This window comes from Streptomyces spongiicola (assembly GCF_003122365.1).
Lineage (GTDB): Bacteria > Actinomycetota > Actinomycetes > Streptomycetales > Streptomycetaceae > Streptomyces > Streptomyces spongiicola.
In genome coordinates, this window is sequence record NZ_CP029254.1 from 2,301,586 (window position 1) to 2,314,435 (window position 12,850).

The following is a 12,850-nucleotide window of genomic DNA, read 5'->3' on the forward strand; positions in this document are numbered from 1 at the left end:
CCGCCGTGCCGTACCGGACCCGAGGTGGGCGGGGCCGCGCTCGACGGGTCCGCAGCGCGCTCGGTCTACCGCGCGCCGCGGGGTGAGCCCGCGCGCCGGCGAACCGGCGCAGTCCAGGGACTCTCTCACCTCCGTGCGGGTCCCGGTCACCGGGAGTGACGCGGTACGGCGGGCACCGGAGGAGCGGAGTAGCGTGGAGGTTCCAGTCCCGCGTGCCCGGACACGCGCGGCGTGGAGATGGGCGGCTGTCGTGTCTACGTCAAGTCATGCGCTGTTCGGCGCTCCGTGCTGGGTGAGCCTCATGGCTCGTGACCTCCCGACGGCGGAAGAGTTCTACTCCGAGGTGCTCGGGTGGGCGTTCCGTCCCACCCGGCTCGGTGAGGAGTTCTCCGTCGGCTTCCTCGACGGCACTCCGGTCGCCGGCGTAGGAGCCCTCGCGGACAGCCTCTCGGTCGCGGTGGCGTGGACACCGTACTTCGCGGTCGACGACGCGGATACGACCGCGGCCCGGATCCAGGAGCGCAGCGCAACGGTGGCGGTGGGCCCGCTCAGCTTCGGCACCGGACGGGCGGCGCTGGCCGCGGACCGCGACGGCGCCGTGTTCGGCATCTGGCAGGGCAGGGCCATCCCCGACTGGAGCATGGGCACCGACAAGGCCCCGGCCTGGCTGGAACTGCGCACCCGCGATGCCTTCGAGGCGGCGATCTTCTACGCCGAGGTGCTGGACTGGGCCTGCGCGCAGCCCGGTTGCTGCCAAGTGACCTATGAGGACGACCATGTCGTCCTGCGGCACCAGGGCGACATGGTCGCCCGGATCACCGGCGGCGCGGTCGGAGAAGCGCCCGACCCGCACATCCGCCCCCGCTGGCACGTGTACTTCTACGTGCCGGACGTGGACTTCGCCGTAAGGACGGCCGTCGGGCTCGGCGGCCGGGTCGTCGGTGATCCGGGCGACCCGGCCCGCGCGGACGACTGGGTGAGCCTCCGCGACCCCGACGGCGGCCTGTTCACCGTCACGTCCAGCGATCCGGTGCCGGGGCTCCCGCACTGAGCCACCGCCCGGCCGAAGCGAGCGGAGCGCTCACACAGCCCGGCCGGCCCCCGTCGGGACGAGGGCCGGCCGGGCATGGGGGAAGGATCCGGGTCACCGGCGACGAGCCGCCGCACTCTGCGGACGGCGGGTACGCAGCAGCAGCACACCCGCCACGAGCAGTACGGCCCCGGCCGCGGACGGCCACAGCTGCGCACCGGTCTCGGCGAGCCCGCCACCCTGGCTGCCTGCCAGGGGGCTGCCGCCGCCGTTGGGCTCGGCGGCGTTCCCCGCAGCTGCCTCGGTGGGCTGGGCGGCGGGCTCGCCGTCGCCCGCACCGGTCTGCGCGGAGTCGTTCGTACCGGCGGACGAACCCGTCGACGACCCGGCGGAGGACCCGGCGGAGGAATTGGCGAGAACCTCGCCGTTCTTCACCTCGCCGCCGCCATCCGGCGCCTTAGGGTCCCCGTTGCCGTTGTCAGCAGCGCCGTTGTCGCCGGAGCCGTTGTCAGCAGCGCCGTTGTCAGCGGGGCCGGATCCGTTCTGGCCCTCACCATTCTGGCCGGAGTCCTGCCCCGCACCGTCCTGGCCGGAGTCCTGCCCCGCACCGGCGGCCGCGCCGGGCTCACCGTCGCCGCCGGGGGCACCGGGTGCCTCCTGGCCGCCCGCGGCGCCCTCGTTGGGCGGGGCCGGGTCGCCGGGGTTCTCCTCGTTGTCGCCTCCGTTGCCTCCGTCGCCGTTGCCTGCGTTGCCTCCGTCGCCGTTGCCTCCGTTGCCTCCGTTGCCTGCGTTGCCTCCGTCGCCTCCGTTGCCTGCGTTGCCTCCGTCGCCCTCGCCGTTACCGCCGTCACCGTTACCGCCGTTGCCTCCATCGTCCGCCGGAGGTGCGCCTGCATCGTCGGGACCGCACTCGCGTCCCTCGTTGATGCAGCTCACGAGTTCCTCCATCAGGTTCTGGTCGAAGACGTTGATGAAGTCGCCGTGGTCGGTGATGGGCTTGTGCAGCTGCTCCGGGAAGGAGTCGACGGCGAAGACGCTCGGGTTGGCCCCGCCGAAGACCGGCGGCGGCACGTCGTACACGATGCGCTGCACGAGCTGCGGGATGGCGCGGAAGCCGTTGGGGCAGGCGCCGTTGGCCTGGGCGAAGGCGACATGGGTGCGGTGGTTGGCGCTGTCGGTGTTCTGGCCGTCCCAGCAGCTCTGGAACTTGAACGTCCGCACCACCTGGCTGCCCTGGGGGCAGATCGGGTACTTGTCCTTCAGCTGGCGGTTCTCGAAGCCGGTGCAGCTCCAGGAGGCGTTCGCGTTGGCGTCGCCGTTGACGAACGCCTTGGCGTCGCCGGTGATGATCCGCAGAAGCCGCGGCATCGCCGTCACCTTGGACCGCGGGTTGCCCACGAAGTCCATGGTCACCTGCGACGGTGTCTGGATCTCGCCGACGTTCTGGTCCTTGCCGCCGCCGTCGGCGTCGGCGTCGTCCTCCTGCTGCCCGTTCTGGAGCCGCAGCACCGGCCAGAAGTACGACGACCGGTCGCCCTGGTTCACACAGGTCGTCTCGCCCGCGGCGAGATCGTCGTCACTGGCGAACGCGTCGTTGGCCTGGTTGCCGATGTAGTCGTGCATATGGTGCGCGCCGTTGGCGACACCGGGTGCGACGATCACGTTGTCCGGGTTGAACTTGCCGTTCTCGTTCACCCCGCAGCTCGTCTTGAAGACACCACGGGAGACGCCGCGCCGGTTGCGCGGGTCGCCCGCGTTCGGCTTGACGGACTTGATGTCGACGAAGTCGGCCTGCACCGGGCCATTGCCCGCCTGACCGCCACCGCCACCGCCCTGACCGCCATCGTCCTGACCACCGTCGTTCTGACCACCGTCCTGACCCTGGCCGTTGCCACCCTGGTTCCCACCGTCGTCGGCTTCGTCCTGCTTCAACTCGCAGGCCGCCATGGACTCGAGGCCCTTGGGCCGATCGCCCACACGGCCGATCGCCGTGGCGATGCGGTCCAGGCTCGCCGTCCGCTTGTCTTCCAGGGGACCGAGGACCGCGTTCTCGGCGAATCCCGGGTCCTGGGCAACCTGCTCCCGCTGCTCGGCGAAGCGCTTGTACGCCTCCGTGATCTGGCTGTCCATCGCGGCCAGTTCCCTGTCGACCTCGCGCCGCGCCGCATCGGGCACCTCCGAGAGCCCGTTCGCGGCCTCGGGGCACTTGATGGTGGAGGCAGAGGCACCGGCACCGAGAGTCCGGTCCTGTGACTTCCCCCACCCCTCGCCGGCCGAGGCATAGGTGTTGACGGCGATGAGCCCGCCACCGCCCAGCATGAGCGCGATCGAGGTCGCGACTACTCTCCTGCCGCCCGTTGAGCGCCTGCGTGAACTTCTTCTCAATGGAACTCCTGTGCGTCTCTGCCGGTTCGCGCGTGGACGCGAACGGCTGTGGGGGACCCGCTGAGTTCCATACGGACGCCCCCGGGTGCGCGTTCAGATCGATCGGCAACTCTTGGGCCCGGCGCGGTGGGACGACCCACGCACGCACATGGCCGGTGCTTCCCCGGCGGTGCCCGGGCCTGGGCCCGGGCATAGACATGGGCATAGAGATGGGCATAGACATGGGAGGAGCGTGCCCCGGGGCGGGAAGGAAGCCCCTCAGCTGCCGGTGCCGTTGCGGGTGCCGTTGCGGGAACCCACCACGTCGGGTTCGGCCTCCCGGGACTCCGCTTCGAGCACGGTCAGCGGCTCACCCGGGACCACGACGGAGCCGACCTCCGCCTCGGGTGCCGTGGTCGCGGCCCACTGGACCGCTCCGGCCACGAGGCGGTCGGTGGCGTCCTCAGTACCGGGCTCACCCCGCTCGCCCCCGCGCGGCCCCGCGCGGCCAGAGCACAGAGGTCCCACCTCCCCGGCGGACGTGGAGTGGTGCCGGTGCGCAGGCGAGGCCGGGTCTCCTGCTCCTGCTCCTGCTCCTGCCGCGCGACGCCGCCGGGTCCTGCCCGCCGCGGCGACGGTCCCTCGCCGAGCCGCCGAATCGCACACCTGAACGGGCGGTGTCCGTCAGGGCGATGGGAACCAAGTCGTTATCGGGGGCGGAGTGAACCGTGCTGTACGGGAGGAGTACTGTGCGCTGCCGTCAGACCATGTGTCAGGACATCCATGGAGGATTGATGAATGCACCCACCCGTGCGTGGAAGCGCTCGGGCGCTCTTATAGCGGGCGCTGCCTTCGGACTGGTCGGAGTGGGCCTGAACGCGGCTCCGGCCTCGGCCCACACGCCCGTCTGGACGGTGACGTGTTCCGAGGTCACCGTCGACCTCAAGGCGTACAGCTCCCGGGTCACCAACACGGTGACGATCACTGCCGACGGCAAGGACCTGCTGCCCACGCAGGAGTTCGGGCGTGACTTCAGCAAGACCCTGCAACTGCCCGAGCACAAGGCCGAGATCCAGGTGCGGCTTGTGGTGAAGGCAGGCGACGGGGAACGCTTCTCGCGCGACGAGACCAAGACCGCGCCCGTATGCGAGACCCCGGAGCCCTCGGAGCCGCCTCAGGAGCCGGAGCCCTCGGAACCGCCCAGCTCGGAACCGCCGGCCTCGGAGCCTCCCGCCTCGGAACCGCCCAGCTCGGAGCCTCCCGCCACGGAGCCTCCCGCCTCGGAACCGCCCAGCTCGGAGCCTCCCGCCACGGAGCCTCCCGCCACGGAACCGCCCGGCACGGAGCCTCCCGCCACGGAGCCTCCCAGCTCCGAGGCCCCGCCCGCTCCGGCGCCGAGCACGCCGCCTCTCGCGGAGACCGGCGGTTCCAGCGCCACGCCGGTGATCGCGGGCGCCGCTGCCGCGACGGTCGCGGCGGGTGCCGGCATCCTCGTGGTGACGCGCAGGCGCCGCGCCGGCCGGAGCTGACCGCCCGCCGCCCGTTCCGTGCCCCGGGGCCTGCACGGGCCCCGGGGCACGGCCGTGCCCTGGTCACTCCGGCGCCCGGTTGCCGATGCCGGTGCCGTACGGCGGAGCCCGAAACCCGGCGCCCGAAGCCCGCAGGGTGGTCACGTTCACCGGTGGGACGGGGGCTCGGCGCACACGCACGCAACCCGGAGGTCGCGGACCGGGGCTGGTGCCCTACCCGGCTCGAACACCGGCCGGACCGGGGAGACGGACCGGGAGACGGCGGGAGACGGAGCGGACCGGGAAACCTGGCAGGACCCGGGAGGCAGACGGGACCCGGGAGGCAGACGGGACCCCGGAAGAGCACAGGACCAGGGCCGGAAGAAGGCAGGACCCCGGAAGAGGACCGGAAACCGGGCCGGCGCCGCCTTGCGCAGCCGCGCCTCAGGAACGCTCTTCGGCCCCGGCTTCCTTCGCGGCGCGCCTCTCCTTGAGGCGCACGGCCTCCTTCCGCACCTCGGCCTGGGTCGCGCGCTCGCGCTGGAGCCACTCCGGGCTCTCCTGCTTCAGTGCCTCGATCTGCTCCGTTGTCAGGGCCTCGGTGACCCCGCCCCGGGCCAGGCCCGAGATGGAGACGCCCAGTTTCGCCGCGACGACGGGCCGGGGGTGCGGGCCGTGGCTCCGCAGCTCGCGGAGCCACTCGGGCGGGTCGGCCTGGAGCGCGTTGAGTTCGTCCCGCGAGACGACACCCTCCCGGAACTCCGCAGGGGTGGCCTCGAGGTACACACCCAGCTTCTTCGCCGCCGTGGCGGGCTTCATGGTCTGGGTGCCGTGGTGCGACGTCATGGCTCCAGGATATCGAGCATGTGCACGGGCTCGAACCACGCCGGATAACCTGGAGCGGTGACCGGCTCGGAAGCTCCCCCCTCGTTCAGACTCGCGTACGTCCCGGGCGTGACCCCCGGCAAATGGGTGCGCATCTGGCAGGAGCGGCTGCCCGGCACTCCTCTGGACCTGCTCGCGGTACCTGCCGCCGAGGCGGAGCGCCTGCTGCGCGAGGGGGCGGCCGACGCCGGTGTGGTCCGGCTGCCCGTCGACCGCACCGTCTTCAGCGCCATCCCGCTCTACACGGAGACGACGGTCGTCGTCGTACCGAAGGACCACGCGATCGCGGCCGTCGACGAGGTCGCCCTGGAGGACCTGGCCGACGACGTCGTGTTCCACCCGCTGGACGACACCCTCCCGTGGCAGGGCCTGCCGGGCCGTCCCGCGGTTGAGCGGCCGGCGACGACGGCGGACGCGATCGCACTCGTGGCCGCGGGGGTGGGTGTGCTGGTGGTCCCCCAGTCCCTCGCCCGTCTGCACCATCGCAGGGACCTCACCTACCGCCCGGTGACGGACGCCCCTCGGTCGGGCGTCGCCCTGTCCTGGCCGGAGGACCGGACCACCGATCTGGTGGACGACTTCATCGGCATCGTCCGCGGGAGGACCGTCAACAGCGCGCGGGGCCGGCGCCTCTCCCCCGCCGAGCCGCCGAAGGGCACGACGAAGAGCACGAAGAGCACAGCGAAGGGCACGGCGAAGGACGGGACGAAGAGCACGACGAGGGGCACGGCACGGGACCAGCCGAAGGACCAGCCGAAGGGCGGGGCCCGGCGCTCCGGCCGCCCGGCGCGCGAGGCGGCCGGCGGCACGTCCGCGGCGGGTGGCCGGCGTGGTGCGGCCACCGGGCGTGGCGGTACTCCGGCCGGGCGCCGGGGTGCCCGGCCCGGCAGGCCGCGCCGCCGTTCCTGACGTCCGGAGCCCGCGAGGTGCCCGTCCCGGCATGGGAAACGCGGATGCCCCGGGAGAAGCCCTCCCGGGACACCCGCGTCCGGACGGACGGCGGCCGAGGCCGCCCTACCAGCGGTACCAGCGTCCTCGGCCGCCCCCGGGCCCGGCCGGCCGGATGACGAAGCCGAGCAGCCATACGACGAGCACGATCGCGGCGATCCACCAGAGCGCTTCGAGAGCGAATCCGGCACCGAAGAGAAGCGCGGCGAGTATGAGAACCAGAAGCAACGGGACCATGTTTATCAACCTCCGAACCCACGGTTGCCCCGGGTCTGCGCATTCACACCTGAGGAACAGCCGACCGTTCACTTGTCTTTTCTCGTGCGTACCGGGTTTGACGGAGCGCGCTCCGGATATTCGACGCCGTGCACCCGTTGTCGAGTTCTTCGGGAAGTGAGAGTCATGGCCGCGGACGGGAAGACCCAGGCCCGGATCGAGCAGGTCAGGGGCAAGGTGAAGGAGGCGGTGGGGCGCGCCGTCGGCAACGGGCGGATGACCGCCGAGGGCCGCGCCGAACAGTCGATGGGCGACATGCGCGAGGCGAAGGAAAAGGCCGGGGACGCCTTTCACCGCTGAGCGGCACGTCCGGCCCCGGGGCCCGGTGTCCGCGCGGCGGAACGGAGTTCGAGCGGTCCTCGCCGCACCCGCGATCCGCGGGTGCGGCGAGGACCGCGGGCGTTGAGCGGGCTGAGCTTGCGGGGGCGAGGGAGCGTTTCCCGCACGGCTGGACGTCGTGCAGACGGTGACTTCCGTGGCGCGTGGGCTGGGGAGTCGAACAGCGAACCGGAAGACTTCCTTCGGCTGGACTCGGCAGACCGGCCGCCGTTCGGTGCGCTTGTCCCGGCGGCATCCGCGACGGGACGAGTACCAGCGGCTGCGGGCCGAGAGCATCGCGCTGGCCGTCGCGGCGAGGCCCGTCGCGATGACCCGCGCCCTGGCATGCGCGACCGGCATCCTCCCGCTCGACGAACAGCCGACGCACCCGGACCAAGAGCTGCGCGAGCCGCTGCGCGACAGGTTCAGGACCCTCCTCGTTCCGTAAAGCGGGGCATCCCGGAACAGCTTTTCACAGCGCCCTTCTCGTCCAGCCATGTCGGCTATATCGGCCACTACGGCTACTCCGGCCACTTCGTCGACTCGCCGGTGATGAGCTTCCTGGACCGAGGACCGGGGAGCAATGACCGAGCGGCGGACGGGGAGTTGTTCCCGAGCGGCCGGAAGCCAGCCGCCGCCCGGGGCCTCCCGCCGGGTCCGGCCCGGGTCCGGGTGCGCCTCACGGAGAGCCCGGCACCGCCTCCATGGTGGGTTAGCGCACTCCGACAGGGAGAACTATGGTGTCCCACCATATGTGATGGTGACGTGCCGCTTCCTACGTTGTGCCGACACGAATACGTCCCCGCCAACGCCTGGAAGTGGTGTTCATGGCCGCCTCGGCAACCGCTCCACCCGAGCCCTCGAACCTGCGGCGCATCGTCGCGGCGAGCCTCATCGGCACGACCATCGAGTGGTACGACTTCTTCCTCTACGGATCAGCCGCTGCGCTGGTCTTCAACAAGCTGTTCTTCCCGGACTCCGATCCGCTCGTGGGAACCCTGCTGTCGTTCCTGACATACGCGGTCGGGTTCGCCGCCCGGCCGCTCGGGGCGCTGGTGTTCGGGCACTACGGGGACCGCCTCGGCCGCAAGAAGCTGCTGGTACTGAGCCTGCTGCTGATGGGCGGGGCGACGTTCGCGATCGGTCTGCTGCCGACGCACGCCACCATCGGGAGCGCCGCTCCCGTGCTGCTGACGGTTCTGCGGCTGGTCCAGGGGTTCGCACTGGGCGGTGAGTGGGGCGGAGCCGTGCTGCTGGTGTCGGAGCACGGCGACGCACGCCGGCGCGGCTTCTGGGCCTCGTGGCCGCAGACGGGCGCTCCGGCGGGACAACTGCTGGCGACGGGGGTGCTGGCGGCGCTGACCGCCGTGCTGTCGGAGAGCGCCTTCATCTCATGGGGCTGGCGCATACCGTTCCTGCTGTCCGGTGTGCTGGTGTTCGTCGGACTGTGGATCCGCCTCTCCGTCGACGAGTCGCCGGTGTTCAAGGCCGCGCTGGCCCAGGCGGAGCAGCGCAAGGCGGAGTCCGGCCAGGTCGAGAAGATGCCGCTCGTGGCGGTGCTTCGGCACCACTGGCGGGACATCCTGATCGCCATGGGCGCCAGGATGGCGGAGAACATCAGCTACTACGTGGTCACCGCCTTCATCCTGGTCTACGCCACCACGTCGGCGGGCCTGAGCAAGCAGACGGCCCTCAACGCGGTGCTGATCGCGTCGGCCGTGCACTTCGCGGTGATCCCGTTCTGGGGCGCGCTGTCCGACCGGCTGGGCCGACGGCCGGTGTATCTGATCGGCGCGGTGGGCGTGGGCGCGTGGATGTTCCCGTTCTTCGCGCTCATCGACGCCGGGTCCTTCGGCAGCCTGCTGCTCGCCGTCACGGTCGGACTCGTGCTGCACGGCGCGATGTACGCCCCGCAGGCGGCCTTCTTCTCGGAGATGTTCGCGACACGCATGCGGTACTCGGGCGCTTCCATCGGCGCCCAGTTCTCCTCCGTGGCTGCCGGGGCGCCCGCGCCGCTGATCGCCACGGCGCTCCTCGCCGAGTACGGCGGCTCCACGCCGATCGCGCTGTACGTGATCGCCGCCGCGCTGCTCACGGTCGTGGCCGTGGCGTGCGCCCGGGAGACCCGTGACCGCGACCTCGCCTCCGTCGGAGCGGGCGTCCCGGAGGACGGTGCGGCCCGGGACGCCCGGGAATCGAACGCGGCGGACGCCCCGGCCTCCGCCTGACCCGTTCACACCGTCACACCTTCACACCTCCGGAGCCGCGTGGACCGTGCACAACGGTCGGCGCGGCCCCGGGCGCGCGGGGCGACGGGTAGGCGCCGTGCGCCTGGCGGGTGCGTCCGCGCCCCCGGGCCCTGCCCGGGGCAGGTGACCGAAGGGACGCGACCGAAGGACGTGGCCGGTGGGGCGGGCCGGCCAGGGCGTGCGGTGGGGCCGTGCCCCCGGCGCGGTCTGCGGTGGCCCGGGCAGCGCGGGAACACCGGGGCGCGGGCGGATCGGACGACCGGGCCGCACACTCGGTCTGGGCCCCGGCGCACCGGCCCCGGGTCAGCCGGCGCCGCACACCCGGCGGGGAAGGGCCTTCAGCGCACCGCGGCCCCCGATATCGCGTGCAGCCGCAGCGCGAGCTGGATCTCCAGGGCACGGGCGGGCGACTGCCAGTCCGCGCCCAGGAGCCTGCCGATGCGCTCCAGCCGCTGGGCGACCGTGTTCACATGCACATGCAGGGCGTCCTTGGTGCGGGCCGGGCTCGTTCCGCTGGCGAAGTAGGCGTCGAGGGTGCGCACCAGGTCCGTGCCGCGGCGCTCGTCGTAGTCGGCGACGGGCCCGATGGTGCGGTGGACGAATCCCCCGATGTCCCCGGTGTCGGCGAGCAGCAGCCCGAGGAATCCCAGGTCCGGTGCCGCCGCGCCTTCCCCGGAGCGGCCCAGCAGCCTCAGGGCCTCCACACAGCGCCGCGCCTCCGCATAGGCCGCGGCGACCGAGCCGGGGTTTCCGGCGGGTGCCGCGACCGGCGCCGAGGCGCCGACGGTGACGGGCTCGCGGAGGGTGGCGCCGAGCTGCTTCGCCGCCTGGCGTGCCAGCTCGGGCGCGCTGCCCTCGGGTCCCGTCGGCAGCAGGAGCACCGTGCCTCCGTCGCGGGTCGCCGCCAGTCCGTGGCGGGTGGCCGCCAGATGCGAGGCCGCGGACCACAGGCGCTGGCGGTCTGCGGTGGCCCGGTCGCCGCGTCCGCCGGCCGCCTGGGCGTCGACGCGGGCGGCGAGCACCACGTGCGGGGCGTCCAGGTCGGCCCGTAGCCGGGCGGCGCGCTCGCGCAGCAGGCGGGGGTCGCGTCCGGGTGAGTCGAGCAGGTCGTCCAGCAGTTCCCCGCGCACCCGCTGCTCGGCCTCGCCGGCGGAGCGGCGGGCCAGCAGCAGCAGCGAGGTGACCATGGCGGCGCGCTCCAGGGTGCGCCGGTCGACGGGGTCGGGGGCGGGGTGGCCGCTCAGCACGAGCGCGCCGAGGAGTTCCCCGCCGGCGGAGACGGCCACCACCCAGTCGTCCGCGTGCCGTACGGCGTGGCCGTCGGCGCCGGAGAACTCCACGCCGGCCAGCGCGGGCGCGTCCGGTTCGGCGAACTCCACCGTCCCGTCGAGCACCTCCGACACGGCACGGGCGACGTCCTGGACCCCGCCGCCGTGCAGAACCAGTTCGGTGAGCCGGTCGTGGACGCCCGAGGCGCGCTCGATGACGGCGCTGTGGTCGCGGATGATGGCGTTCGCCCGCTCCAGCTCCGCCAGTGCGTTCCGCGTCTCGGCGAGCAGATGCGCGGTGTCGATGGCGACCGCCGCGTGGGCGGCGAAGGAGGCGAGCAGCGCCACCTGCTCCCGCTCGAAGACCCGGGCGCGGCGGTCGGCGGCGAAGAGCACGCCGATCACCTGGCTGCCCAGCATCAGCGGGACGCCGAGGATCGCGACGAGTCCTTCGTCCCGCACGCCCGAGTCGATGGCCCGGGTGTGCCGGAACCGTTCGTCGTCGAGGTAGTTGTCGGTCACGTACGGCCGGGCGGTCTGGGCGACCAGTCCGCCGAGCCCCTCGCCCATGCCGAGCCGGAGCTGCTGGAAGCGGGCGGACACCGAGCCCTCGGTGACCCGCATGTAGGTGTCTCCGGCCGCGGGGTCGTTGAGGCTGAGGTAGGCGACCTCCGTGCGGAGGAGGGAGCGGGCGCGCTGCACGATGGCCCGCAGTACCGCGTCGAGGTCGCGCAGCCCCGACAGGTCGTGCGCGGTCTCGAAGAGCGCGGACAGCTCCGCCTCGCGGCGGCGTCTGCCCTCAAGTTCGGCGCGGACGCGCAGGGCGAGTTGCTTGGCCTGCTCGAGGCCGGACAGCGCCTCGGGGCCGGCACCGGCCGCCCGGGCCAGCAACACGGGCCGGTCGTATGCCTCGGCGTGCGCGCCGCGTGCGAGGAGCTCCAGGTAGGAGACCTGTTCGTGGGACATGGTCACAGGGATACCCGTCGTGCCGGGGGTCCCGCCAGCCCTGTGGACGACGGGGCCCTTGTGGACAACCGCGTCACCCGCGGCTCGCGGATCCGCCCGGCCGGCCGGCCGGTTCAGTGCGCCGTCCAGCCGCCGTCCAGGGCGAGTGACGCACCGGTGACGAAGGACGCCTGCGGGGTGCAGAGGTAGGCGACTGCCTCCGCGACCTCCTCCGGTTCGACGAGCCGTTTCAGGGCCGAGTGCTTCAGCAGGACCTCCGCGAGGACCCGCTCCTCCGGGATGCCGTGGGCGGCGGCCTGGTCCGCGATCTGCCTCTCGACCAGGGGGGTGCGCACATAGCCGGGGTTCACGCAGTTGGAGGTGACCCCGTGGGCCGCGCCTTCGAGGGCCGCGGTCTTGGACAGTCCTTCCAGACCGTGTTTGGCGGCCACATAGGCGGACTTGTAGGCCGAGGCGCGGAGCCCGTGTACGGAGGACAGGTTGACGATGCGCCCCCACCCCTTGGCGTACATCTGCGGGAGCGCGCCCCGCATCAGCCGGAAAGGGGCCTCCAGCATGACGGTGAGGACGGTGTGGAAGACGTCCGGCGGGAACTCCTCGATGGGGCGCACGAGTTGCAGGCCCGCGTTGTTCACCAGCACGTCGGTGCCGGCGGCGGCGTCCTCGGCGGCGCCGAGGTCGGTCAGGTCCAGGGTGAGGGGCTCCACGGCACCCGCGAGGCCGAGGTCCCGGGACTGCCCGACGAGGTCCTCCAGACCGGCCCCGTCCCGGTCGACGGCCCTGACCTTCGCTCCGGCCGCCGCGAGCCGCAGAGCGCAGGCGCGCCCGATCCCGCCCGCGGCCCCGGTGACCAGGGCGGTGCGGCCGCCGAGGTCGAGGGCGACGGTCGGACTCGCGGCGGAGGCGGAGGCGGACGCGGATACGGCGGATACGGCGGATACGGCGGAGGGGACGGGCTGGGGGGCGGGACCCGGGTTCATGGCCATGGTCCGCACCCTAGGGAGGGCGAAGACGCCGACCGATATGGTCAGCAGCCAT

At 72.7% G+C, this 12,850-nt stretch carries 12 protein-coding genes; 6 read left to right on the forward strand and 6 right to left on the reverse strand.

Annotated elements, in window-relative coordinates:
• The first annotated feature begins 301 nt into the window (after positions 1–301).
• Positions 302–1,051 carry a VOC family protein gene (locus DDQ41_RS09900; RefSeq protein WP_109294164.1) on the forward strand — a complete coding sequence of 250 codons (750 nt, stop codon included), beginning with the start codon at positions 302–304 and terminating at the stop codon, positions 1,049–1,051.
• 93 nt (positions 1,052–1,144) lie between these two features.
• Here the strand turns inward: DDQ41_RS09900 and DDQ41_RS09905 are convergent, their stop codons facing one another.
• Together DDQ41_RS09905 and DDQ41_RS09910 are read right to left on the reverse strand one after the other, a co-directional pair.
• On the reverse strand, positions 1,145–3,349 hold the full coding sequence (locus DDQ41_RS09905; protein ID WP_109294165.1) for a DUF1996 domain-containing protein: 2,205 nt from the start codon (positions 3,347–3,349) through the stop codon (positions 1,145–1,147).
• A gap of 324 nt (positions 3,350–3,673) precedes the next feature.
• Positions 3,674–3,838 carry a hypothetical protein gene (locus DDQ41_RS09910; RefSeq protein WP_373995417.1) on the reverse strand — a complete coding sequence of 55 codons (165 nt, stop codon included), beginning with the start codon at positions 3,836–3,838 and terminating at the stop codon, positions 3,674–3,676.
• Between the two features lie 350 nt (positions 3,839–4,188).
• On the opposite strand from DDQ41_RS09910, the gene DDQ41_RS09915 reads away from it, so the two are divergent.
• Complete coding sequence (locus DDQ41_RS09915) at positions 4,189–4,923, forward strand: LAETG motif-containing sortase-dependent surface protein (protein ID WP_162602641.1); 735 nt, start codon at positions 4,189–4,191, stop codon at positions 4,921–4,923.
• A gap of 423 nt (positions 4,924–5,346) precedes the next feature.
• Here the strand turns inward: DDQ41_RS09915 and DDQ41_RS09920 are convergent, their stop codons facing one another.
• Positions 5,347–5,748: a DUF5997 family protein gene (locus tag DDQ41_RS09920; protein WP_109294166.1), complete on the reverse strand. Its 402-nt coding sequence runs from the start codon at positions 5,746–5,748 to the stop codon at positions 5,347–5,349.
• Positions 5,749–5,805: 57 nt separating this feature from the next.
• Here DDQ41_RS09920 and DDQ41_RS09925 point away from each other — a divergent pair, with 57 nt between their 5' ends.
• Complete coding sequence (locus DDQ41_RS09925) at positions 5,806–6,696, forward strand: LysR substrate-binding domain-containing protein (protein WP_109294167.1); 891 nt, start codon at positions 5,806–5,808, stop codon at positions 6,694–6,696.
• Between the two features lie 105 nt (positions 6,697–6,801).
• Here the strand turns inward: DDQ41_RS09925 and DDQ41_RS09930 are convergent, their stop codons facing one another.
• On the reverse strand, positions 6,802–6,972 hold the full coding sequence (locus DDQ41_RS09930; RefSeq protein ID WP_109294168.1) for a hydrophobic protein: 171 nt from the start codon (positions 6,970–6,972) through the stop codon (positions 6,802–6,804).
• A gap of 165 nt (positions 6,973–7,137) precedes the next feature.
• Here DDQ41_RS09930 and DDQ41_RS09935 point away from each other — a divergent pair, with 165 nt between their 5' ends.
• The 3 genes from DDQ41_RS09935 to DDQ41_RS09945 all read left to right on the forward strand — a co-directional run bounded on the left by DDQ41_RS09935 (position 7,138) and on the right by DDQ41_RS09945 (position 9,557).
• Positions 7,138–7,311 carry a CsbD family protein gene (locus tag DDQ41_RS09935; RefSeq protein WP_109294169.1) on the forward strand — a complete coding sequence of 58 codons (174 nt, stop codon included), beginning with the start codon at positions 7,138–7,140 and terminating at the stop codon, positions 7,309–7,311.
• A 259-nt stretch (positions 7,312–7,570) separates the two neighbouring features.
• Entirely contained in the window at positions 7,571–7,777 is a 207-nt protein-coding gene (locus DDQ41_RS09940; RefSeq protein WP_109294170.1) for a hypothetical protein, read from the forward strand.
• 379 nt (positions 7,778–8,156) lie between these two features.
• Positions 8,157–9,557, forward strand: a complete 1,401-nt coding sequence (locus DDQ41_RS09945; RefSeq protein WP_109297653.1) for an MFS transporter — start codon at positions 8,157–8,159, stop codon at positions 9,555–9,557.
• Positions 9,558–9,916: 359 nt separating this feature from the next.
• Here the strand turns inward: DDQ41_RS09945 and DDQ41_RS09950 are convergent, their stop codons facing one another.
• Together DDQ41_RS09950 and DDQ41_RS09955 are read right to left on the reverse strand one after the other, a co-directional pair.
• Positions 9,917–11,812 carry a helix-turn-helix domain-containing protein gene (locus DDQ41_RS09950; protein ID WP_109294171.1) on the reverse strand — a complete coding sequence of 632 codons (1,896 nt, stop codon included), beginning with the start codon at positions 11,810–11,812 and terminating at the stop codon, positions 9,917–9,919.
• A 113-nt stretch (positions 11,813–11,925) separates the two neighbouring features.
• Entirely contained in the window at positions 11,926–12,798 is an 873-nt protein-coding gene (locus DDQ41_RS09955; protein ID WP_109294172.1) for a 3-hydroxybutyrate dehydrogenase, read from the reverse strand.
• Positions 12,799–12,850: the final 52 nt, after the last annotated feature.

What these genes read in the sequence shown, in the direction of transcription:
- DDQ41_RS09900 (WP_109294164.1), top strand. Translation starts at nt 302, where the DNA reads ATGGCTCGTGACCTCCCGACGGCGGAAGAGTTCTACTCCGAGGTGCTC.
- DDQ41_RS09930 (WP_109294168.1), bottom strand. Translation starts at nt 6,972, where the DNA reads ATGGTCCCGTTGCTTCTGGTTCTCATACTCGCCGCGCTTCTCTTCGGT.
- DDQ41_RS09955 (WP_109294172.1), bottom strand. Translation starts at nt 12,798, where the DNA reads ATGGCCATGAACCCGGGTCCCGCCCCCCAGCCCGTCCCCTCCGCCGTA.
- DDQ41_RS09905 (WP_109294165.1), bottom strand. Translation starts at nt 3,349, where the DNA reads ATGCTGGGCGGTGGCGGGCTCATCGCCGTCAACACCTATGCCTCGGCC.
- DDQ41_RS09920 (WP_109294166.1), bottom strand. Translation starts at nt 5,748, where the DNA reads ATGACGTCGCACCACGGCACCCAGACCATGAAGCCCGCCACGGCGGCG.
- DDQ41_RS09950 (WP_109294171.1), bottom strand. Translation starts at nt 11,812, where the DNA reads ATGTCCCACGAACAGGTCTCCTACCTGGAGCTCCTCGCACGCGGCGCG.
- DDQ41_RS09935 (WP_109294169.1), top strand. Translation starts at nt 7,138, where the DNA reads ATGGCCGCGGACGGGAAGACCCAGGCCCGGATCGAGCAGGTCAGGGGC.
- DDQ41_RS09945 (WP_109297653.1), top strand. Translation starts at nt 8,157, where the DNA reads ATGGCCGCCTCGGCAACCGCTCCACCCGAGCCCTCGAACCTGCGGCGC.
- DDQ41_RS09915 (WP_162602641.1), top strand. Translation starts at nt 4,189, where the DNA reads ATGAATGCACCCACCCGTGCGTGGAAGCGCTCGGGCGCTCTTATAGCG.